The sequence below is a fragment of the Actinomadura viridis genome, from assembly GCF_015751755.1.
GTDB classification, from domain to species: Bacteria; Actinomycetota; Actinomycetes; order Streptosporangiales; family Streptosporangiaceae; genus Spirillospora; species Spirillospora viridis.
In genome coordinates, this window is sequence record NZ_JADOUA010000001.1 from 673916 (window position 1) to 696159 (window position 22244).

The 22244-nt window shown below is 71.7% G+C and carries 17 protein-coding genes; 8 read left to right on the top strand and 9 right to left on the bottom strand.

Annotation, left to right across the window (positions count from 1 at the left end):
• Positions 1-183 precede the first annotated feature (183 nt).
• The 5 genes from guaB (at position 184) to IW256_RS03040 (ending at position 8511) form a co-directional block, all read left to right on the top strand.
• Positions 184-1677: an IMP dehydrogenase gene (guaB, locus tag IW256_RS03020; RefSeq protein ID WP_197009483.1), complete on the top strand. Its 1494-nt coding sequence runs from the start codon at positions 184-186 to the stop codon at positions 1675-1677.
• 151 nt (positions 1678-1828) lie between these two features.
• Positions 1829-2950 carry a GuaB3 family IMP dehydrogenase-related protein gene (locus tag IW256_RS03025; protein WP_307828717.1) on the top strand — a complete coding sequence of 374 codons (1122 nt, stop codon included), beginning with the start codon at positions 1829-1831 and terminating at the stop codon, positions 2948-2950.
• A gap of 206 nt (positions 2951-3156) precedes the next feature.
• Positions 3157-4893 carry a glycerol-3-phosphate dehydrogenase/oxidase gene (locus IW256_RS03030; protein ID WP_197009485.1) on the top strand — a complete coding sequence of 579 codons (1737 nt, stop codon included), beginning with the start codon at positions 3157-3159 and terminating at the stop codon, positions 4891-4893.
• Positions 4894-5071: 178 nt separating this feature from the next.
• A complete protein-coding gene (locus IW256_RS03035; protein ID WP_197009486.1) occupies positions 5072-6661 on the top strand; it encodes a succinic semialdehyde dehydrogenase in 1590 nt (529 codons plus the stop codon).
• Positions 6662-6750: 89 nt separating this feature from the next.
• The gene (locus tag IW256_RS03040; RefSeq protein ID WP_197009487.1) at positions 6751-8511 is read left to right on the top strand and encodes an FAD-dependent oxidoreductase; all 1761 of its coding nucleotides are present in this window, start codon (positions 6751-6753) and stop codon (positions 8509-8511) included.
• 28 nt (positions 8512-8539) lie between these two features.
• Here the strand turns inward: IW256_RS03040 and IW256_RS03045 are convergent, their stop codons facing one another.
• Entirely contained in the window at positions 8540-9529 is a 990-nt protein-coding gene (locus tag IW256_RS03045) for a zinc metalloprotease (protein WP_197009488.1), read from the bottom strand.
• Between the two features lie 208 nt (positions 9530-9737).
• Here IW256_RS03045 and guaA point away from each other — a divergent pair, with 208 nt between their 5' ends.
• Positions 9738-11303: a glutamine-hydrolyzing GMP synthase gene (gene guaA / locus IW256_RS03050; RefSeq protein ID WP_307828718.1), complete on the top strand. Its 1566-nt coding sequence runs from the start codon at positions 9738-9740 to the stop codon at positions 11301-11303.
• A 62-nt stretch (positions 11304-11365) separates the two neighbouring features.
• Here the strand turns inward: guaA and ahpD are convergent, their stop codons facing one another.
• The 3 genes from ahpD to IW256_RS03065 all read right to left on the bottom strand — a co-directional run bounded on the left by ahpD (position 11366) and on the right by IW256_RS03065 (position 14414).
• Positions 11366-11914, bottom strand: a complete 549-nt coding sequence (gene ahpD, locus IW256_RS03055; RefSeq protein WP_197009490.1) for an alkylhydroperoxidase, AhpD family — start codon at positions 11912-11914, stop codon at positions 11366-11368.
• Positions 11915-12003: 89 nt separating this feature from the next.
• Entirely contained in the window at positions 12004-12555 is a 552-nt protein-coding gene (locus IW256_RS03060) for a peroxiredoxin (RefSeq protein ID WP_197009491.1), read from the bottom strand.
• A gap of 287 nt (positions 12556-12842) precedes the next feature.
• Entirely contained in the window at positions 12843-14414 is a 1572-nt protein-coding gene (locus IW256_RS03065; protein ID WP_197009492.1) for a recombinase family protein, read from the bottom strand.
• Positions 14415-14649: 235 nt separating this feature from the next.
• Between IW256_RS03065 and IW256_RS03070 the strand changes: the two genes are divergently transcribed.
• Together IW256_RS03070 and IW256_RS03075 are read left to right on the top strand one after the other, a co-directional pair.
• Positions 14650-15582 (top strand): LysR substrate-binding domain-containing protein, encoded by a 933-nt coding sequence (locus IW256_RS03070; protein WP_197016061.1) that lies wholly within the window; start codon positions 14650-14652, stop codon positions 15580-15582.
• 140 nt (positions 15583-15722) lie between these two features.
• On the top strand, positions 15723-16577 hold the full coding sequence (locus IW256_RS03075; RefSeq protein WP_197009493.1) for a CDP-alcohol phosphatidyltransferase family protein: 855 nt from the start codon (positions 15723-15725) through the stop codon (positions 16575-16577).
• Between the two features lie 43 nt (positions 16578-16620).
• Here the strand turns inward: IW256_RS03075 and IW256_RS03080 are convergent, their stop codons facing one another.
• The 5 genes from IW256_RS03080 to IW256_RS03100 all read right to left on the bottom strand — a co-directional run bounded on the left by IW256_RS03080 (position 16621) and on the right by IW256_RS03100 (position 22172).
• Positions 16621-17319, bottom strand: a complete 699-nt coding sequence (locus IW256_RS03080) for a class I SAM-dependent methyltransferase (RefSeq protein WP_197009494.1) — start codon at positions 17317-17319, stop codon at positions 16621-16623.
• A gap of 144 nt (positions 17320-17463) precedes the next feature.
• On the bottom strand, positions 17464-18231 hold the full coding sequence (locus IW256_RS03085) for an SRPBCC family protein (RefSeq protein WP_197009495.1): 768 nt from the start codon (positions 18229-18231) through the stop codon (positions 17464-17466).
• A gap of 151 nt (positions 18232-18382) precedes the next feature.
• A complete protein-coding gene (locus tag IW256_RS03090) occupies positions 18383-19240 on the bottom strand; it encodes an FAD binding domain-containing protein (RefSeq protein WP_197009496.1) in 858 nt (285 codons plus the stop codon).
• Positions 19237-21672 (bottom strand): xanthine dehydrogenase family protein molybdopterin-binding subunit, encoded by a 2436-nt coding sequence (locus IW256_RS03095; RefSeq protein ID WP_197009497.1) that lies wholly within the window; start codon positions 21670-21672, stop codon positions 19237-19239. The genes IW256_RS03090 and IW256_RS03095 overlap by 4 nt, the downstream gene beginning before the upstream one ends.
• The gene (locus IW256_RS03100) at positions 21669-22172 is read right to left on the bottom strand and encodes a (2Fe-2S)-binding protein (protein ID WP_231403622.1); all 504 of its coding nucleotides are present in this window, start codon (positions 22170-22172) and stop codon (positions 21669-21671) included. Before IW256_RS03100 ends, IW256_RS03095 begins: the two co-directional genes overlap by 4 nt.
• Positions 22173-22244: the final 72 nt, after the last annotated feature.

A 22244-nucleotide genomic window follows, 5' to 3' on the forward strand; every position in this document is an offset into this window, starting at 1 on the left:
CCGGGGAATGCCGGGACGGGCACGCGGCGTTGCCGCAGGACCGGCTCCCGGCCCGTCCCGGATGTCGTCAAGACCACTCGCCGCCGCGCGCAAAGCGCCGTCCCGGGCCAGGTCAGGGTCCTACCATGGAACGAGGCCGTCGTGACCTGGCCGTACCATCCGACGCCAGCAGGGAAGGTAGTCATGAACCCCGCCGCAGAGCCCCGGATCATCCCCGAGGGCCTCACCTTCGACGACGTGCTGCTGCTGCCGGGCTACTCGGACCTGCAGCCGGGCGATGTGGACACCACCACCCGGCTGACCCGGGGGATCACCCTGCGCATCCCGCTGGTGTCGGCGGCGATGGACACCGTCACCGAGTCCCGTACGGCGGTCGCGATGGCCCGCCAGGGGGGCATCGGCGTGCTGCACCGCAACATGCCGGTGGAGGAGCAGGCCGCCGAGGCCGACCGGGTGAAGCGGTCCGAGGCCGGGATGATCACCAATCCGGTGACCTGCCTCCCGGACGCGACGCTGGCCGACGTCGAGGAGCTGTGCGCCCGCTACCGGATCTCCGGGGTCCCCGTCACCGACGTGCGCGGGGTGCTGGTCGGCATCGTCACCAACCGCGACATGCGCTTCGAGAACGACCTGTCCCGCCCGGTGCGCGAGGTCATGACCCCGATGCCGCTGATCACCGCGCCGGTGGAGGTCTCCCGGGAGGACGCGTTCGCGCTGCTGGCCGGCAACAAGATCGAGAAGCTGCCGCTGGTGGACGGGGACGGCCGGCTGCGCGGGCTGATCACGGTCAAGGACTTCACCAAGAGCGAGCAATATCCCGACTCCACCAAGGACACCGACGGCCGGCTGCTGGTGGCGGCGGCCGTGGGGGTCGGCGAGGACGCGATCCGCCGGGCCCAGGCGCTGATCGACGCGGGCACCGACGTGATCGTGGTGGACACCGCGCACGGCCACTCCAAGGGCGTCGCCGACACCATCGCCAAGATCAAGGCCAACTCCCGGGTGGAGGTGGTCGGCGGCAACGTGGCCACCTACGCGGGCGCGCGGGCGCTGGCCGAGGCGGGCGCGGACGCGGTGAAGGTGGGCGTGGGCCCCGGCTCCATCTGCACCACCCGGGTGGTCGCGGGCGTCGGCGTCCCGCAGATCACCGCGATCTCCGAGGCGTCCCGGGCGGCGCGGGAGGCCGGGATCCCGGTGATCGGCGACGGCGGTCTGCAGTACTCCGGCGACATCGCCAAGGCGCTGGTGGCCGGTGCCGACACCGTGATGCTGGGCAGCCTGCTGGCCGGCGTCGAGGAGTCGCCCGGCGAGCTGATCTTCGTGCACGGCAAGCAGTACAAGTCGTACCGGGGCATGGGCTCGCTCGGCGCGATGCGCAACCGCGAGCGCGGCGGGTCCTTCTCCAAGGACCGGTACGCGCAGGCCGACGTCTCCAGCGAGGAGAAGCTGATCCCCGAGGGCGTGGAGGGCCAGGTGCCCTACCGGGGGCCGCTGTCCAACGTCGCCCACCAGCTCGTCGGGGGGCTGCACCAGTCGATGTGGTACGCGGGCGCCCGTACGGTCCCGGAGTTGCAGGAGCGCGGCCGGCTCATGCGGATCACCGCCGCCGGGCTCAAGGAGAGCCACCCGCACGACATCCAGATGACGGTCGAGGCGCCCAACTACCAGGGCCGCTGATCTCCGGCGGGCCGGTCGGGCCGGTCGGGGCGCTCGGGACGGATGGGTAAACTCGCCGTGGCTTGTTCCCCGCCGCGGGCGGGAACACTCCCGCACGATCACGATGTGTCCGCCCGCGAGCTCGCGTACGGGCCTGGAAAGAGGAAGCGCAGTGGCTGCTGAGGTTGAGATCGGCCGGGGCAAGAGCGGGCGCCGGGCCTATGCCTTCGACGAGATCGGCATCGTCCCGTCGCGCCGCACGCGCGACCCCGAGGAGGTCAGCGTCGCCTGGCAGATCGACGCCTACCGCTTCGAGATGCCGCTGGTGGTCGCGCCGATGGACAGCGTGGTCAGCCCGGCGATCGCGATCGAGGTCGGGCGGCTGGGCGGGCTGGCGGTGCTCGACCTGGAAGGTCTGTGGACCCGGTACGACAACCCCGAGTCCCTGCTGGCCGAGATCGCCTCGCTGGACGACGCCCGCGCCACCCGCCGGCTCCAGGAGATCTACCAGGAGCCGATCAAGGAGGAGCTGATCGGCCGCCGGATCCAGGAGATCCGCGACTCCGGCGTGACCGTGGCCGCCCGGCTGTCGCCGCAGCGCACCGCGCAGTTCCACAAGGCCGTGATCGACGCCGGCGTGGACCTGTTCGTGATCCGCGGCACCACGGTGTCGGCCGAGCACGTGTCGGGCCGCGCCGAGCCGCTCAACCTCAAGCAGTTCATCTACGACCTGGACGTCCCGGTCATCGTCGGCGGCTGCTCGACCTACACCGCGGCGCTGCACCTGATGCGCACCGGCGCGGCCGGGGTGCTGGTCGGGTTCGGCGGCGGCTCCGGGCACACCACCCGTACGGTGCTGGGCGTGGCGGTGCCGATGGCCACCGCCGTCGCCGACGTGGCGGCGGCCCGCCGCGACTACCTCGACGAGTCCGGCGGCCGGTACGTGCACGTCATCGCCGACGGCGGCATGACCAACAGCGGTGAGATCGCCAAGGCGTTCGCCTGCGGCTCGGACGCGGTCATGGTCGGCTCGCCGTTCGCCCGTTCCACCGAGGCGCCGGGCCGCGGCTACCACTGGGGCAGCGAGGCCCACCACGGCGACGTGCCCCGCGGCACCCGCATCGACCTGGGCACGATCGGCAGCATGCAGCAGATCCTGCACGGGCCCTCGCATGTGGCCGACGGCTCGATGAACCTCATCGGCGCCCTCCGCCGGGCGATGGCGACCTCGGGTTACACCGAGCTCAAGGAGTTCCAGCGCGTCCAGGTGGTCGTCGCCCCGCACGCGTACTGACCCGGGCGGCCGGCCGGTGCACCGGCCGGCGTCCGCCCTGTGCGGGACCGGTTTCCGCCCCGTGCGGGAACCGGCGTCCGCCCTGTGTGGGGCGTCTCACCATCCGGAATGCCCCAGTCAGGGATAATCCGGGCATAGTCGGTGTGCCGTCATCCTTACTGTTGGGTAGGAATCTTTCACTATCCGACCTCACAGGGGGAATCGCGATGACGGGATCACCGGTGACCGGACTGGGCAGCTCGCGGCTGGGGCCGGCCGAGCGGGCCCGCGCCCTGGACGCGATGGCGCGCGAGGAGTTCGACGTCCTCGTGGTGGGGGCGGGGATCGTGGGCGCCGGGGCCGCGCTCGACGCCGCGACCCGGGGCCTGTCGGTGGGGGTGGTGGAGGCCCGCGACTTCGCCTCCGGGACGTCCTCGCGTTCCTCGAAGCTGATCCACGGCGGGTTGCGCTACCTGGAGCAGTACAACTTCGACCTGGTGCGGGAGGCGTTGACCGAGCGCGCCCTGCTGCTGCGGATCGCCCCGCACCTGGTCCGGCCGGTCCCGTTCCTCCTGCCGACCACCCACCGGGTCTGGGAGCGCGGCTACTTCGGCGCGGGGGTCGCGCTGTACGACCTGCTGGCGCTCCAGATGGGCAACAGCCGCGGCCTGCCGAACCACCGGCACCTGACCCGCCGCGGCGCCCTCAGGCTGGCCCCGTCGCTGCGCAAGGACGCCTTCGTCGGCGCCATCCAGTACTGGGACGCGCAGGTCGACGACGCCCGTTACGTGATGACGGTGCTGCGTACGGCCGCCGCCTACGGGGCCCGCATCGCCTCCCGTACCCAGGCCGTCGGTTTCCTCCGCGAGGGGGAGCGGGTGACCGGGGTCCGGATCCGCGACCTGGAGGCCGGGACCACCACCGAGGTGCGCGCCAAGCAGGTCGTCAACGCCACGGGCGTGTGGACCGACGACATCCAGGAGCTGGTCGGCGGGCGCGGGCAGATCCACGTCCGCTCGTCCAAGGGCATCCACCTGGTCGTCCCCAAGGACCGCATCCACTCCTCGACCGGCATCATCCTGCGCACCGAGAAGTCGGTGCTGTTCGTCATCCCGTGGGGCCGGCACTGGATCATCGGGACCACCGACACGGCCTGGGACCTGGACAAGGCGCACCCCGCCGCGTCCCGCGCCGACATCGACTACGTGCTGGAGCACGTCAACTCGGTCCTCAACACCCCGCTCACGCACGACGACGTCGAGGGCGTGTACGCGGGGCTCCGGCCGCTGCTGGTGGGGGAGACCGAGGAGACCTCCCAGCTGTCGCGCGAGCACGTCGTGGCGCACCCGGTGCCGGGGCTGGTGCTGGTCGCGGGCGGGAAGTACACCACGTACCGGGTGATGGCCAAGGACGCCATCGACGCGGTCGCGCACGGCCTGGACGGCAAGGTCGCCGAGTCGTGCACCGACGGCATCTCGCTGGTCGGCGGCGAGGGGTTCCAGGCGATGTGGAACGCCCGGCACCGGCTCGCCTCGATGTCGGGGCTGCACGTGGCGCGGATCGAGCACCTGCTCCAGCGGTACGGGGTGCTGGTCGACGACCTGCTGGAACTGATCGCCGATCAGCCCGACCTGGGCAAGCCGCTGGCCGGCGCCGACGACTACCTGCGCGCGGAGGTCGTGTACGCGGCGACCCACGAGGGCGCCCGGCACCTCAACGACGTGCTGGCCCGCCGTACCCGCATCTCGATCGAGACCTGGGACCGCGGGCTCGGGGTCGTGCAGGAGGCCGCCGACCTGGTGGCGCCGGTGCTCGGCTGGTCCAAGAAGCAGCGCGACCGGGAGATCGAGTACTACCACAAGCGGGTCGAGGCGGAGCGGCTCTCCCAGAGCCAGGAGGGCGACCAGGAGGCCGACGCGCGGCGCCGCGGCGCGCCCGACATCGTTCCCATCGTCACGCCCTGACCCGTCACGGCGGCCACCGGGCCCGGCCGGGCGGCCAGCCATGCCCGGCCGGGCGGCGCCGGGCCGGGCGGCGCCGGTCCGGGCGGTGGCCGGCCCCGGGGCGGGTGAGCCACATCACCGGGAATGCCTGATTACTTGCGGGTAGCCAGACATGGCCAGGCGGTCATATTCTGCTCGCATGGCATCCCCGACGGTCCCCGCCCCGGGCACGGCGGCGCACCGGCTCCCCCAGGCCCTGATCGATCGGCTGACCTCCCACATCGTCGCCGGTGACGGCCCGGACGCCGCCACCACGACCATCCCCACGCCGTTCACCGGCGCGGACCTGGCCGCCATCCCGCTGTCCGGCGCCGCCGACGTCCGCCGCGCGCACGAGCGGGCCCGCAAGGCCCAGCGCGCCTGGGCGCGGCTGCCGGTGAGCGAGCGGGTCAAGCCGTTCCTGCGGCTCGCCGACGCGCTGGTCGAGCGGCGCGAGGAGATCCTGGACGTCATCCAGATCGAGACCGGCAAGGCCCGCCGGCACGCGCTGGAGGAGTTCCTCGACGTGGCGCTGTGCTCGCTGTACTACGCGCGCCGGGCGCCCGGGCTGCTCAAGCCCAAGCGCCGGCAGGGCATGATGCCCGGCCTCACCCGCGTCCAGGAACTGCGGCACCCCAAGGGCGTCGTCGCCCTGATCGCGCCCTGGAACTACCCGTTCGCCCTCGGCGCCAGCGACATCGCCCCGGCGCTCATGGCCGGCAACGCGGTCATCCACAAGCCGGACACCCAGACCTGCCTGTCCAGCCTGTGGGTGCTGGACCTGCTCGTCTCGCTGGGCCTGCCGCGCGACCTGTGGCAGATCGTGGTCGGCGAGCCCGCCGAGATCGGCGACCCGCTGATCGACGAGGCCGACTACGTCTCGTTCACCGGCTCCACCCGGGGCGGCCGGGCGATCGCCGCGAAGGTGGCGCCCCGCCTGGTCGGGTACTCGCTGGAGCTCGGCGGGAAGAACCCGATGCTCGTCCTGGACGACGCCGACGTCGAGCGCACCGCCCGCGGCGCGCTGCGCGCCTGCTTCACCAACGCCGGCCAGCTGTGCATCTCGATCGAGCGGATGTACGTCCACGCCGCGATCTACGACCGGTTCGTGCCGCGCTTCGCCGAGCTGGTCAAGGGCATGCGCCTCGGCACCGAGCTGGACTTCGCCGTGGAGATGGGGTCGCTGACCTACCCGCGCCAGCTGGAGGCCGTCACCCGCCATGTCGACCAGGCGGTCGAGGCGGGCGCCACCGTGCTGGCCGGAGGCAAGGCCCGGCCCGACCTCGGCCCGCTCTTCTACGAGCCGACCGTCCTCACCGACGTCACCGGCGACATGGACCTGTGCGCGAACGAGACGTTCGGCCCGGTCGTGTCGATCTACAAGGTCGCCAGCGTCGAGGAGGCGATCACCCGCGCCAACGACACCGAGTACGGCCTGAACGCCTCGGTGTGGACCCGCAACCCGGCGCGCGGCCGCCGGATCGCCGCCCGGATCCACGCGGGGACGGTCAACGTCAACGACGGGTTCGGCGCGGCGTACGCCTCCTACGACGCCCCGATGGGCGGGATGAAGCAGTCCGGGGTCGGCCGCCGGCACGGCGCCGAGGGGCTGCTGAAGTTCACCGAGGTCCAGACGATCGCCAGCCAGCACATCGCCGACCTGGAGCCGCCCGGCTCGCTGTCGTACGAGAAGTTCGCCGACATCATGGCCTCCAGCATCAAGACCATGAAACGGCTCCGGCTCAAGTAGCCACCCCACGCGGACACGACGGGCGTGGGCGCAGGCGAGAGCGATCAGTCGAGAGCGATCAGTCGAGAGCGAGCAGGGGGGAGCGGGCGATGGCCGGGCGGTACGACTTCGATGTGGCCGTGGTCGGGTCGGGGTTCGGCGGCGCGGTCACCGCGCTGCGGCTCACCGAGAAGGGCTACCGGGTCGCCGTGATCGAGGCGGGCCGCCGCTACGACACGGGCCCGGCCGCCGGTGCCTCCACCCCGCGCCACCCCGGCCTCCCCGCGACCAACTGGAAGGTCTCCCGGTTCCTGTGGGCGCCCGCGCTCGGGCTGACCGGCATACAGCGGATGCACCTGATCCGCGGCGCCAAGGGCAGCCGGGTCATGGTCCTGGCGGGCGCGGGGGTCGGCGGCGGCTCCCTCAACTACGCCAACACGCTGTACGTGCCGCCCGCGCCGTTCTTCCAGGACCGGCAGTGGGCGCACATCACCGACTGGCAGGACGAGCTGGCCCCCTACTACGACCAGGCCCGGCGGATGCTGGGCGTTGTCCAGAACCCCACCGTCACCGACGTCGACCGGGCGATCCGGAAAGTGGCCGAGCGGATGGGCAAGGCGGACACCTTCGTCCGCACCCCGGTCGGCGTGCACTTCGGCCAGGGCTCCGGCGTGGAGAGCGACGACCCGTACTTCGGCGGCGCCGGGCCCCGCCGCCGCGGCTGCACCGAATGCGGCGAATGCATGGTCGGGTGCCGCCACGGCGCCAAGAACATGCTCACCGAGAACTACCTCTACCTGGCCGAACGCGCCGGCGCGCGGATCATGCCGCTCAGCCGGGTGACCCAGGTGACCCCGCGCGAGGGCGGCGGCTACTCCGTCGAGATCGTGCGGACCGGCTCGTTCGGCCGGAACCGCAAGACCTTCACCGCCGAGCAGGTCGTGTTCGCCGCGGGCACCTACGGCACGCAGAAACTCCTGCACAAGCTGAAGAGGACCGGGCGGCTGCCGCGGCTCTCCGACCGGCTGGGCGCCCTGACCCGCACCAACTCCGAGGCGATCCTCGGAGTCGGCCGCCGCAACGGCCGTCCCGGACCGGACTACTCCAAGGGCGTGGCGATCACCTCCTCGTTCCATCCGGCCCCCGACACCCACATCGAGCCGGTGCGGTACGGGAAGGGCTCCAACCTGATGGCCGCCCTGCAGACCGTCCTCGTGGACGGGGACCGGCCGGGCGAACGGCACCGCCCGCGCCTGCTGAAGTTCCTCGGTCACATGGCCCGGCGCCCCCAGGACCTGGCCCAGCTCCTGGACGTGCGCACCTGGTCGGAACGCACCGTCATCGCCCTCGTCATGCAGAACCGCGACAACTCGATCACCCTGGAGCCCAAGCGCGGCCCCTTCGGCTGGGACGTCCGCGCGACCCGCGGCCACGGCGAGCCCAACCCCACCTGGATCCCCGAAGGCCACGAGGCCGTACGGCTCCTCGCCGAGGAGACCGGCGGCATGCCCGGGGGCTCCTGGGGCGACCTGTTCGACGTCCCGATGACCGCCCACTTCCTGGGCGGATGCGTCATCGGCGACTCCCCGGAGCACGGCGTCATCGACCCGTACCACCGGGTGTACGGGCACCCCGGCCTGCACGTGGTGGACGGCTCGGCGATCTCGGCCAACCTGGGGGTCAACCCCTCGCTGACCATCACGGCCCAGGCCGAACGCGCCATGGCGTTCTGGCCCAACCGGGGCGGCGAGGACCCCCGCCCCCGCCTCGGCACCGCCTACCGGCGCGTCGAACCCGTCGCCCCGAAGAACCCGGCCGTCCCCGCCGGGGCCCCGGGGGCCCTCCACCTCCCGATCGCCGGGATCACCTGAGCCGTTCCCGGCCGCGGCCGGGCCGGGGTCAGACCGCGTCGTTCGCGCGGTAGGCGGCCCAGACATCGTGCATCCGGGCGGCCTGACCGGCGGTGAACTGGTTCATGCAGCCGTCGAAGGAGTAGTTCATGTAGTTGTGGACGGGGTCCGCACCGGGCGCGGCGCAGGTGTCCTTGCCGATCGGGCAGCCCTTGGCGGGAACGGCCTCGGACGGGGTGTCGGCCACGTGGTCGCCCGCGCCCTCGCAGCCCTCGTGGAACGTGTGGTAGAGCCCCAGCCAGTGGCCGATCTCATGGGTGGCGGTGTGGCCCCGGCCGAAGTTCGGGGCGGAGCCGCCCGGCATGCTGTCCGGATTCACGACGACACCGTCCATCAGCGGCTCGGACCGGTACTTCCAGGGGAAGGTCGACCAGCCGAGCAGCTCCCGTCCCATGTCGGCGCTGTACAGGTTGAGCGTCCCCGCGCCGCCCCTGCGCAGGTGCGACTTGAACGCCCCCTCGTACTGCGCCGGTGCGGCGTACCATGCCGCGCTGTCGGTCCTGGTCACGCCCCGCAGGACGAACCGGAAGCCGGTGTCGGCCCCGCCCTCCCGCCCGCCGTGGGCCTCGTTCAGCACCTGGATCTGGCGCTGGATCGTGGCGACGGGCACGTTGCCCGCGGACCCGCTGTGCAGGACGTGGAAGTACACCGGGACCGTGACGCGCGGGGCGACGGCCCGGCGGGCGGAGAAGGCGTCCGGACGGCCCCCCAGGGACCCGAGCAGGGAACGCAGCTCGCGCTCGGCCGCGGCGGTCTCGGCGGGCGTCGGCTCACCGGTCCCGTGGCCGTGGCCGTGGCCGTGGCCGGGGTGCGGACCGGGACGGACCGGGACCCGGGCCTGCGCGGGCGGGCACCCGGGCGTCCCGGAGGAGAGCCGCGCGGTGCCCGCCGTCCCGGCCGGGCCGGAGGCGCCGGCGGGCGGGCCGGCCAGGACGGGCACGAGGGCGGCGATCAGCGTGGCGGCGGCGAACGGCTTCACGGCTCTCCCGGAGTGATCAAAAACGGAACGTAGCCGATTGGTATCAGAAAGTCATGCCACGGCGCGCGCCGACAGGCGACCGAAAGCGGACTGTCGTCATCCGGGAGCCGATCGTGACGGCGGCGAGGCAGGCGGCCATCGGTGCAGGCGGCCACCGCCCATAGACTGGGTAGCCGACCGATCCGGGTCCCGCGAAAGGCGTCTCTTGGTGGCCGTAGACCAGTCCTTCGACACCGTCCTCGTCGTCGACTTCGGCGCGCAGTACGCGCAGCTGATCGCGCGGCGCGTGCGCGAGTGCCATGTTTACAGCGAGATCGTGCCGTCCACCATGCCCGCGGCGGAGATGCTCGCCAAGCGGCCGAAGGCCATCATCCTGTCGGGCGGCCCCTCCTCGGTCTACGAGGAGGGCGCGCCGATCGCCCCGGACGGCCTGTTCGACCTCGGCGTCCCCACGTTCGGCATCTGCTACGGCCACCAGGTGATGGCGCAGGCCCTCGGCGGCACCGTGGAGAACTCCGACGTCGCCGAGTACGGCGCGGCCACGGTCACGGTGACCGCCCCCGGCACCCTCTTCGCCGGGCTGCCGGCCGAGCAGCCGGTCTGGATGTCGCACCGCGACTTCGTGAGCCGCGCCCCCGAGGGCTTCCTCGTCACCGCGGGCACCGGCGTGACCCCGGTCGCCGGCATGGAGGACCGCGAGCGCGGCTTCTACGGCGTGCAGTTCCACCCGGAGGTGCTGCACACCGAGCACGGCATGGAGATCCTGCGCCGGTTCCTGTACGAGGGCGCCGGCTGCCGCCCCGCCTGGACCATGGTCAACATCGCCGAGGAGTCCATCGACGCGGTCCGCGCGCGGGTCGGCGCCAAGCGCGCCATCTGCGCGCTGTCGGGCGGCGTCGACTCGGCGGTGGCCGCGGCGCTGGTGCAGCGGGCCATCGGCGACCAGCTGACCTGCGTGTTCGTCGACCACGGCCTGCTGCGCAAGGGCGAGGCCGAGCAGGTGGAGAAGGACTTCGTCGCCGCCACCGGCGTCAACCTGCACGTCGTGGACGCCCAGGAGCGCTTCCTCGCGGCGCTGGAGGGCGTCACCGACCCGGAGGCCAAGCGCAAGATCATCGGCCGCGAGTTCATCGAGGTCTTCGAGGAGGCGGCCCGCGCCATCGTGGGCGACTCCGCCGAGCCGGTGGAGTTCCTGGTGCAGGGCACCCTCTACCCGGACGTGGTCGAGTCGGGCGGCGGCACCGGCGCGGCCAACATCAAGTCGCACCACAACGTCGGCGGGCTCCCCGAGGACCTGCGGTTCACCCTGGTCGAGCCGCTGCGCTCGCTGTTCAAGGACGAGGTCCGGGCGCTGGGCGAGCAGCTCGGACTGCCCGCCGAGATCGTCTGGCGGCAGCCGTTCCCCGGCCCCGGCCTGGCCATCCGGATCATCGGCGCGGTCGACCGGGACCGGCTGGAGGTGCTCCGGGACGCCGACGCGATCGCGCGGGAGGAGCTGACCCGGGCCGGTCTGGACCGCGACATCTGGCAGTTCCCGGTGGTGCTGCTGGCCGACGTCCGCTCGGTCGGGGTCCAGGGCGACGGCCGCACCTACGGGCAGCCGGTGGTGCTGCGCCCGGTGACCAGCGAGGACGCGATGACGGCGGACTGGGCGCGGCTGCCGTACGAGGTCCTGCAGAAGATCTCCACCCGGATCACCAACGAGGTCCGCGAGATCAACCGGGTCGTGGTGGACATCACCAGCAAGCCGCCCGGCACCATCGAGTGGGAGTGATCCCGCACGCGTGAAGGCCCGGGTGAGGTCTCACCCGGGCCTTCCGCCGTCCGTACCGCCGCTCAGACCGAGGCGGGGGCCGGGGCGAGCGCGGCCTCGGCGTCCAGCGTGGCGGCGGTGGCGTTGACCACCGCGGCGATCCGCAGCGCCTCCTGGATCAGCTCGCGGGACAGGCCGCCGTCGCGCAGCACCTTCTCGTGCGACTCCAGGCAGCGCCCGCACCCGTTGATCGCCGACACCGCCAGGCACCACAGCTCGAAGTCGAGCTTGTCCACGCCGGGCCTGCCGATGACGCTCATCCGGAGCTTGGCCGGGAGGGTGGCGTAGGTGTCATCGCCGATGAGGTGGGTGGCCCGGTAGTACACGTTGTTCATGGCCATGATGGAGGCGGCGGCCTTGGCGGCCTCGAACGCCTCGGCCGACAGGTTGTCGCCGGCCTCCTCGGCCAGCTCACCGATGACCCGGGCGCTGCGGGTGGCCAGCGCGCAGGCCAGAACGGTGCCCCAGAGCTGCTGGTCGGACAGCTGCGAGGTGCTCGTCACCGAGCCGAGGTTCAGCTTGGTGTCCTTGGCGTAACCCGGCAGGGCGGCCTTCAGCGCGTCAACGCTCACGATCTGTGTCCCTTCATGCGGACGGCCGGCCGCGTGCGCCGCGACCGGCCGCCGTCCTTGCTCGCCTACTCGCTCACCGAAGGCGGCGGTCAGACCCCGGCCATCAGCTTGGTGGCGTCCAGGGTGTCCTCGCCCTTGCTCCAGTTGCAGGGGCAGAGCTCGTCGCTCTGCAGGGCGTCGAGGACCCGCAGGACCTCCTTGACGTTCCGGCCCACCGAGCCGGCGGTCACCATCGAGAACTGGATCTCGTTGTTGGGGTCGACGATGAACGTGGCCCGCTGCGCGACGCCGTCCGGGGTCAGGATGCCCAGGGCCGAGCTGAGCTCGCGGTTGAGGTCCGAGAGCATCGGGAACGGCAGGTCCCGCAGGTCCGGGTGGTCCTTGCGCCACGCGAAGTGGACGAACTCGTTGTCCACGGAGGCGCCCAGCACCTGCGCGTCGCGGTCGGCGAACTCCTCGTTCAGCCGGCCGAACTCGGCGATCTCGGTCGGACAGATGAAAGTGAAGTCCTTGGGCCAGAAAAACACTACTTTCCAGCCCTCGTAGGTCTTGTGGTTGATCGTCTCGAACGCCTTGTCCGCGTCCAGCGAGACGCAGGCGGTCAGCTCGAACTCGGGGAACTGGTCACCGACAGTAAGCACTCAAGCTCCTTTGCTCCGAGAGTGTGATCCACATCATGTGCCGTCTGGTCTGGGAAGTCCTCTGTGAGGGAGGGATGCTCACCCAGTGACGGATGTGACTAAGAGTGGCAGCTCTGGGATTGAAATGAGAAATCGATTGGTCAGATAGAACTGATAAGTAAGACCTATCGAGTGATGTGAAGGGGCGCCTTACATCCAGTGCAGTAGGTTGACGCCCGGACCGACGCCGGCGGGCCAGGCCCCCGCCTCGCCGCCCTACGGCCGTCGCTGCCCTCCCGGCTGCCCGATCAAGTGATCCACTCGATCTCGATGAGCTCCGGCTTGAACGGCAGGCGACCTCGGCCCTGAGCCTGAACGATCACTGCTCGAATGTCCCGCTTGAGGCGGTGCTTCTTCTCTGCGATCGAGTAGCCGTCCCAATGCTTGAGCAGAGTGGGGTATTCGGTCTTCCGCTGCAGCTTGGACGCCATGAGCCTGCGGTGCTCGGAACGGAGCTCGGCCCGCTCCTTCTCCAAGTCCTCGATCACATCGAGCGCTTGCGCTATGGTGATCCGCTTCGATTTGCGGCGCTGGTTGACTTCCTCGATCTCATGCTCGATTTCAGCCAGGCGCTTATTGTGAACGGTCTCGTCCACATCGTCGTCATTGACCGCCGCGTCGAGAGAGCGACGAACCTCGTCGAGGAAGGCGGACTCCACGAGATCCTCGATCGGAGGGCCGACGCGAGTGACCCCACCGCATCCGCCGAGGCTGCTCAGGCAGGCGTACCGGTAGCCATATCGCTCGTAGGAGGTCGAGTTCTTGCTGTACCAGTTGGCGGTCAGCGGGAACATGCACTTTCCGCACCTGGCAATGCCGGCCAGGAGGTATTTCTCCGAGGTCTCGTGGGGCTTGTTCAGGCCCTTCTTGCGCTTCTTCTTGCGATCCTCGAGCGTTTCGACGCAGGCTGCCCACTCTTCCGGGGTCACGACCGGCTCCCACGGGCCCCTCACGGGCTTGCCGTTCTTGTAGACGACGTGGTCGGGCATCCAGGGGCGCGCGCCGGCCCGTCGCTCGGACTGGGGAAGGTGGGCCATGTATCCGCAGTTACGGGGATTGACGAGGATCGCTTCGACGGTGGAATGGTCCAAGGGCATGTCCCGCTCGCCGTGCTTCTCCCTGCCCTTCTTCGTCTGCCGCTTCTTGTAGCCCTTCCCGAACCACTCATTCCGGATGGATCCGACCTTCTTGCCGCTGGGTACGGCCCGGATCGCTGCGGCGAGGTCCTCGGACTCGACAGGATGGAGACTCGACCGGTCCTCTTCCCAGCCGAACGGGCGGGGCCCTCCGTGCATCACGCCTTGCTCGGCGAGCCTCCTGTTGGTGCTGGATATCCGGGCCTTGTTCCGGTGGATCTCCATGCCGCCCATGGTGGCCTGCATCATGAACAGGGAGCGGCCTTCGGGTGTGGAGAGGTCCGTCCCGCCGGTCACGGCCTTGCCGACGAGGTTCGTGTTGATCGTGTAGAGACGGTTGATCCGGGCGGCGTCGTACTCAAGTCGTGCGAGCCGGTCGGAGTGGTAGAAGACGATGCCTTGGATGGTGACGCCCATCTCCAGGTCGACGAGCATCTCCTCGAAGTCGCCGCGGACGATCAGCGGGTCGGACGCCGGGGTGTTGTTGTCGTTGTAGACCTTGGCGACGTACCAGCCCAGCGGGGCCACGAACGCGTTGATCTTCTCGAGCTGGTCGACGACCTGGTCGCCTTCTCGTCGCCAGGCGGCGGCACCGGCCTTGAGCGCCTTGTCCTCGGAAAGGCGGACGTAGGCGCCGACGGGGAGCGAGGCCGACGTGCCGCGAGGAAGTGTGTCGAGAATCACGGCGGGATGCTAGCAGTGGAGGGTTGTCCAGTCGTCTTCTTTTCAAAGAAGACGTCCCGTCACTTAGCTTGTAGGACTGGTTGATCGTCCCGCGTCTGTTGTCCGCGTCGAGTGATACACCCGTCGACACGCTCGTTGAGCGTGTGCTGCAACGGGCCTCGGCGGCGCACCGTGTGAGCCCAGGTACCGTGGAAAGAGAAATCGATCTATGTGGTGAAAGTGATAGGGGTTAGCTATCAGTCGTCCGACGGTCGCCCAGCTCAGAGCGTTCCTGGCGCTCTCGGAGCACCTTCATTTCCGGGACGCGGCGGCCGCGTTGCGGCTGAGTCAGCCCGCCCTGTCGGGCGCCGTGGCGGCCCTCGAGGAGACCCTGAACACGCGCCTGGTGGAGCGTACGACACGCAAGGTCCTGCTGACTCCGGCGGGGGAGCGGGTGGCGCGACGCGCCGAGCGCGTGCTGGCTGAGCTGGACCGCCTGGTCGAGGAGGTCAGGGCGGTGGACGGCCCCCTGGTCGGCCCGCTGCGGCTGGGGGTGATCCCCACCGTGGCGCCCTATCTCCTGCCGGTCGTGCTGCCCCGGCTGGCCCGGGAGTTCCCCGATCTGGAACTGACGGTGCACGAGGAGCAGACCGGGCAGATCGTCGCCGAGCTGGTCGCCGGCCGGCTGGACGTGGTGGTGCTCGCCCGGCCCGCGCCGGCCCCCGGCGTGACGGAACTCACCCTGTACGACGAGGACTTCTTGCTGGTCGCGCCCGACTCCTACGAGCTGGCCGGCGACCTCCCGCGCGCCGCGCTGAACGAGCTGGATGTGATCCTTCTCAACGAGGGGCACTGCCTGCGCGACCAGGCCCTGGACGTCTGCCGCCAGGTGGGCGCGCGGGCGGTGGCCGCCACGTACGCCACCAGCCTGGCCACGCTCGTGCAGCTGGTCTCCGGCGGGCTGGGCGTGACGCTGGTCCCCGAGACGGCCGTGCCGGTGGAGACGCGCCGCGCCCCCAACCTGCGGCTGCACCGCTTCGAGGCGCCCGCGCCGCACCGCCGCATCGGCCTGGGGTACCGCGCCAGCTCGCCCCGCGCCGCCGAGTACGAGGCGCTGGCGGCCAGCATCCGGGCCGCGGTCGGCGACGACGCCGCGACCGCCGTGCGGGTGCGGGCGCCGTCCGCCTGAAGCGTCCCGGTAAGGGGGTGCTACCAGGGCGTGACCGTGGGGCCCGAACGGAACGATCGGGTCAAGTCCGGGTCAGGCGATGGTCACTCTCCCCGTGATGAGTGTGTGCTCGTGTGCGTACAGTGACCATGCTGTCCGGCATGGCGACGTTCTCACTGGAAGATGTCCGTGCCGTCTGCAAGCGGCGCGACGCGTGGTGGACGGTCCTGCTGGTCGATCCGCTCGCGATCCGGCTGACCCGGGTGCTGGCCTCCCGGACGTCCGTCACTCCCGACCAGGTCACGACCGTCGCGTTCGCGCTCGGGATCGGCGCGGCCGGCTGCTTCACCCAGGGCACCCCGGGGTGGCTGGCGCTCGGCGCGCTGCTGTACCACCTGGGCTTCGTCCTGGACTGCTGCGACGGCAAGATGGCCAGGCTGAAGGGGTGCGGCTCGCCGTTCGGCGGCTGGCTGGACTTCATGCTGGACCGCGTGCGCGACACGGTCTGCGCGATGGCGCTCGCGGGGGGCCTGTACGCGGCCACCGGGCGGTCCGCCTACCTGTGGGTGGGCTGCGCGATCCTCGCCCTGGACATGTTCCGCTACCTGAACGGGGCGCAGATCGGCAAGGCGCGCCGTGCCCTGCGCCGTTCCCGGTGGACGGCGGTGAGGCGCGAGGAGCCCGCGGAGGAGCAGGGGCCCGGCGGCCTGGTCGCCGTCCCCCCGCGGCCCGGTCTGTACGGGCGGATCCGGGCCTTCCTGAAGGCGCACCGGATCCGCACGCACCTGGTGAGCGGGATCGAGTTCCAGATGGCGGCGTTCATCGTGGGCCCGCTCACCGGCATGGTCATCCCGGCCGTCGCCATCGCGGGCGGGCTGCTGTTCTTCTTCGAGGTCGTGCTCATCGTGCGGTTCTGGCGCTGGTCGCGCCGGTTCAGGCGGCGCGAGCCCCTCGCGGCGGGCGTCGCCGGGGAGGCGCCCGTCCAGGCGGACGCGGTTCCCGTGCCCTCCCGCTGACCGGCGGGACGTGCCGGGAACCGGGGCAGGGGAACGGGGCGTGTCAGAGGCGGGAGGCGCGGGCGAACAGCGTCACGCCCGGCCACGACTTCACGGGCAGGTGGCGTTCCAGAGCGGTGACGAGGCGCAGCGTCTCGTTCGTGAACGGGTGGAGGCGCGCCATGTCCTCGCAGTGCGGTGCCCGGTGCCGGCGCCAGCGGACCAGCGGGCGGATCAGCACGTTCCAGCTCCACACCTGCTCCACGAACAGTCCCGCCTCCTCCAGGAGGCCGGTCAGCGCGCTCCGCGAGTAGCGGCGGACGCGGCCGAGCGCGACGTCGTGCGCGGACCACAGCCGCATGTCGCAGGGCACGGCGACCAGCGCGGAACCGCCCGGCCGCAGCACGCGGGCGATCTCCCCGGCGGCGGCCCGGTCGTCCTCGACGTGCTCCAGGACGTTCAGCGCCACCGCCAGGTCGTACTCGCCGGAGGGCAGCGGCAGGAAGCACGCGTCGCCCCGGTGGGCGTCGATGCCCCGTTCCAGGCACAGGTTCACGGCGGTCTCGGAGCAGTCGACCGCGACCGCCCGCCAGCCGTGCTCCCGGAGTACGCGCGTGTTGCCGCCGCCGGCCGCCCCGATGTCGACGGCCAGGCCGGGAAGCCCGGCGCGGCGCAACTCCCGGGCGAGGATCCCGCGGCGCTCGCGGTACCACCAGTTGTCGTGCTCGACCTCGACGATCCGTTGAATCTCGATGGTGTCCACGGAACCAGCCGACGGCATGGGGGCGGCACGGCGCCATCATCGTGGCCGGACACGATCTGATCGTTGACCTGGCTTTTTACTGAGCTTTCGGCTGTGCTGCCCTGAACGATCTTAACGGCCGGTGGCCGGGCGGCCACGATCCGTTCAGCGGCGACGGCGGCGGCGCAGCAGGAAGCGGATCACCAGCGCCAGCACCAGCAGCCCGCCGAGGGCGGGCACGGCGCGCTTGGCCACCGAGGGGCCCGCGACCTCCAGCAGGTCGATCGCGTCCTCCGCCCGCCGCCGCGCCGCCGGGGCCTTCTCCTCCGTCTCCGAAGGGCTCGCCGGGCGTTGCTGCGGGACGACGGTCGGCTCGGCCTCCGCGGCCTCCAGCTCGGGAGCCGCTTCGAGTTCGGGGGCCGCTTCGAGCTCGGGCTCGGCGGACGGCGCGGTCGGCGGAGCGCCCGGCTCGGCGGCCTCCGGCCCGGGCGTGGACTCCAGCTCCTCGGCCAGCGCCGTGGCGAACCGCTGGACGAGCTTGGAACCGACCTCGGAGAGGATGTTGCGGCCGAACTGGGCGGGCCGGCCGGTCACGTTCAGCTCGGTGTGCACCGACACCCGGGTGGTGTCGCCCTCGCCGTGCAGCCGCGACACCACGGTCGCCGAGGCGGTGCCCGACCCGCGGGCCTCCTTGGCCGCGGCCTCCAGCGTGACCGTACGGGACGCCTCGTCGGCGGAGGTGATGCGCGCGGTCCCCCGGTAGGTGATGGTCATCGCGCCGACCTTCACCTTGAGCCGGCCGGCGTACTCGTCGCCGTCGGCCGAGTCCAGCGTCGCGCCCGGCATGCAGGACGCCACCCGTTCGACGTCGAGCAGCACCGACCAGGCCTGATCCACCGGTACGGGAACGGTGAATTCGTGGTCGAGCTCCATGGTTTCGGTCCTATCGTCCGGGGGCCCTCGTTCGTGACCCTACGACCGTCGTCCGTCCCTCCGCCAACGCCCCTGCATGTGACCGGTCCCGGCCCGTTCCCCGGGGCGACGGGGACGCCCCGGGACCGGTCACACGATCGGGGCGGGCCGGTCAGTCCGCCGCCGCGGCGGCCAGCGCCCGCGCCGTCAGCACCCGGGCCAGATGCTCCCGGTACTCCGCCGATCCGTGCAGGTCCGCCGGGGGCGAGGCGCCCTCCGCGGCCCTGTCGGCGGCGGAACGGAACGAGTCGGCCGAGGCGGGGCGGCCCGTGACGGCCTCCTCCACCCCGCTCGCCCGCACCGGCACCGGGCCCATGTTCGTCAGCGCGATCCGGGCGTCCCCGACGGCCCCGTTCTCGCGCCGTACCGCGCACGCGACCCCGACGATCGCCCACGCCTGCGCGGTGCGGTGGAACTTCTCGTAGTGCACGCCCCAGCCCGGCCCGAGCTTGGGCACGCGCACGCCCACCAGCAGCTCGTCGGGCTCCAGCGCCGAGGTCATCCAGTCCACGAAGAAGTCGGTGGCGGGGATCTCCCGCTCGCCGCGCGCCGACCGCGCCAGCAGCACCGCGTCCAGCGCCAGCGCCACCGCGGGCAGGTCACCGGCCGGGTCGGCGTGCGCCAGCGACCCGCCGAACGTGCCGCGATGCCGTACGGCGGGGTCGGCCACGGTCGCGGTGGCCTCGGCGATCAGCGGGGCGTGCTCCCTCACCAGCGGGTCGCGCAGCACCTGGTGGTGGGTGGCCATCGCGCCGATCACCACCGCGTCGCCCTCGTCCCGGATCTCCCGCAGTTCGGCGATCCGGTCCAGGTCGATCAGCGCCTCCGGGTAGGCCAGCCGCAGCCGCAGCAGCGGCATCAGGCTCTGCCCGCCGGCCAGCGCCTTGGCGTCCTCACCGGCGTCGGCCAGCGCCGCGACCGCCTCGTCCAGCGAGGCGGGACGCACGTAGTCGAACTGTGCGGGGATCACTGGTCGCCTCCTGCCTGTGCCGATCCCAGGCCGCCGCCGGCGCCCGGCTCCGCGCCGCGCTCTTCGGCCTCCTCGCCGCGCGCCTCGCGCAGCGCCCTCCACACCCGTTCGGGCGAGCACGGCATCGGGACGTCGCGGACGCCGTACGGGCGCAGCGCGTCCACGATCGCGTTGACCACGGCCGGGGTCGAGGCGATCGTGCCCGCCTCGCCGACGCCCTTCACCCCGAGCGGGTTGGAGGTCGCCGGGGTCTCGGTGCGGTCGGTGGTGAAGTCGGGCAGGTCGGCCGCCGACGGCACCAGGTAGTCGGCCATCGTCGTGGTCGTCAGGTTGCCCTCGGCGTCGTACACCGCCTCCTCGTACAGGGCCTGCGCGATGCCCTGGGCGAGACCGCCGTGCACCTGGCCCTCGACGATCAGCGGGTTGACCACCTTGCCGATGTCGTCCACCGCCACGTACGAGCGGATCCGCACCATCCCGGTCTCGGTGTCGACCTCGGTCGCGCACAGGTGGGTGCCGTGCGGGAAGGAGAAGTTCTCCGGGTCGAACGTGGTCTCGGCGTCCAGGGACGGTTCGAGGCCGTCCGGCAGGTCGTGCGCGGCGAACGCGGCCGTGGCCACCTCCTGGATCGTGCGGCCCTCCTCCGGGACCCCGCGCACGCTGAACCGGCCGTCGGCGAACTCCAGGTCCTCCTCGGCGGCCTCCAGCAGGTGCGCGGCGACCCGGCGAGCCTTGTCGATCACCTTGTCGCAGGCGCCGTAGACGGCGATCCCGCCGACCGCCAGCGACCGCGACCCGTAGGTGTCCATGCCCTTGGGCGATATCGCGGTGTCGCCGTGCAGCACCTTGACGTCCTCGAACGGCACCCCGAGCCGGTCCGCGGTGATCTGCGCCCACGCGGTCGCGTGCCCCTGGCCGTGCGGGGACGTCCCGGTGACCACCTCGACCTTGCCGGACGGCAGCACCCGTACCGACGCGTGCTCCCAGCCGCCCGCGCCGTACGACAGCGACCCCAGCACCCGCGAGGGGGCCAGCCCGCACATCTCGGTGAAGGTGGACACGCCGATGCCCAGCTGCACCGGGTCGCGGCGCTCGCGGCGTTCGGCCTGCTCGGCGCGGAGCCGGTCGTACCCGAACAGCTCCAGCGCCCGCTCGGTCGCCGCCTCGTAGTTGCCCGAGTCGTAGGTGAGGCCCGCGATCGTCTCGTACGGGAACTCCCCGTGCTCGATCCAGTTGCGCCGCCGCACCTCGATCGGGTCCATGCCGAGCTCGGCGGCCAGCTCGTCCATCATCCGCTCGATGCCGAACGTGGCCTCCGGCCGCCCAGCGCCGCGGTAGGCGTCGGTCGGCGTCTTGGTGGTGAACACGCCCCGGCAGGTGAACGAGTAGGCGTCCATCTTGTAGATGCCGTTGAACATGAACGCGCCCAGGATGGGGATCCCGGGCGTGACCAGCATCAGGTAGGCGCCCATGTCGGCCAGCAGGTCGACCTTGAGCCCGCGGATCCGGCCGTCGCGGTCGGCGGCCAGCGTGAGCCGCTGGATCTGGTCCCGGCCGTGGTGGACCGCCATGTTGCCCTCGCTGCGCGACTCGGTCCACTTGACCGGCCGGCCCAGCCGCCGGGCGAGCAGCAGGCAGAGCACCTCCTCGCCGTACACCTGGAGCTTGGACCCGAAACCGCCGCCCACGTCGGGCGCGACCACCCGGATCCGGTGCTCGGGGATCTCGGTGACGACCGCCAGCATCAGCCGCAGGATGTGCGGGATCTGCGTGGCCGAGTAGAGGGTGAACTCCTCGCCCTCCGGCACGCACAGCACGGCGCGCGGCTCCATCGCCGTCGGGATGAGGCGCTGCTGGACGAAGCGGCGCTCGATGACCACGGGCGCGTCCCGCATCGCCGCGTCCAGGTCGCCGTTCTCGAACACCCAGCGGTAGCTCTCGTTGGTGCCCAGGCCCTCGTGGACGAGGCCGTCCTCGCCGCGGACGGCGCGTTCCATGTCGACCACGGCCGGCAGCGGCGCGTAGTCGACGTCGATCTCCTCCAGCGCGTCGACGGCGGCGTACCGGTCGCGGGCCACCACGCAGGCCACCGGCTCGCCCACGTACCGCACCTCGTCGACCGCCATCGGCGGGTGGTCGGGGTGCTTCATGTCCTCGGTCACCGGCCAGGCGCAGGGCAGGCTGCCCTGCTCCCCGGCCACGTCCGCGCCGGTCAGCACGGCGACGACCCCGGGACGGCGGCGGGCCTGCTCGGCGTCCACGCGCTCGATCCTCGCGTGCGCGACCGGGCTGCGCAGGAACGCCACGTGCAGGGTGCCCTGCGGCTGGATGTTGTCGGTCCACCGGGTACGGCCGGTGATCAGCCGGGCGTCCTCGCTGCGCCGCCGCGGCGCGCCGACCTCGGCCGGGCGGGCCTCGCCGAGCGCGGTCACGACGTCACCTCGCTCTCCGAGGGGTTCTCCGAGGGCGTCCGCATCTCGGCCGCGGCACTGCGGACGGCGCGGACGATGTTCTGGTAACCGGTGCAGCGGCACAGGTTGCCTTCCAGCCCCTCCCTGATCTCCTCGTCCGACGGGTCGGCGTTCTCGCGGAGCAGGTCGATCGAGGCCATGATCATGCCGGGTGTGCAGTAGCCGCACTGGAGCGCGTGCTCCTCGTGGAAGGCCCGCTGCATCGGATGGTGCCGCCCGTCGAGCCCGATCCCCTCGACCGTGGTGATCTCCCGGCCGTCCGCCTGGACCGCCAGCAGCGAGCAGCTCTTGACGCTCATTCCGTCGAGCAGGACGGTGCAGGCCCCGCAGTTGGTGGTGTCGCAGCCGATCGGCGTGCCGACCTTGCCCAGCCGGTCGCGCAGGTAGTGGACGAGAAGGAGACGCGGTTCGACCTCGTCCTCATAGGTCACGCCGTCGACCTCGACGCTGATTCGTGGCAATTCGTTCTCCCGGGGACGTCGTGGGGTGGGGCAGGCAGGGAGAGACGTCCCTCGGGGCGGGGCACGCTGGTC

Excerpts from the sequence above, each read along its gene's own strand:
- guaB (WP_197009483.1), top strand. The coding sequence starts at position 184 with ATGAACCCCGCCGCAGAGCCCCGGATCATCCCCGAGGGCCTCACCTTC.
- IW256_RS03030 (WP_197009485.1), top strand. The coding sequence starts at position 3,157 with ATGACGGGATCACCGGTGACCGGACTGGGCAGCTCGCGGCTGGGGCCG.
- IW256_RS03035 (WP_197009486.1), top strand. The coding sequence starts at position 5,072 with ATGGCATCCCCGACGGTCCCCGCCCCGGGCACGGCGGCGCACCGGCTC.
- IW256_RS03040 (WP_197009487.1), top strand. The coding sequence starts at position 6,751 with ATGGCCGGGCGGTACGACTTCGATGTGGCCGTGGTCGGGTCGGGGTTC.
- IW256_RS03075 (WP_197009493.1), top strand. The coding sequence starts at position 15,723 with ATGGCGACGTTCTCACTGGAAGATGTCCGTGCCGTCTGCAAGCGGCGC.
- IW256_RS03085 (WP_197009495.1), bottom strand. The coding sequence starts at position 18,231 with ATGGAGCTCGACCACGAATTCACCGTTCCCGTACCGGTGGATCAGGCC.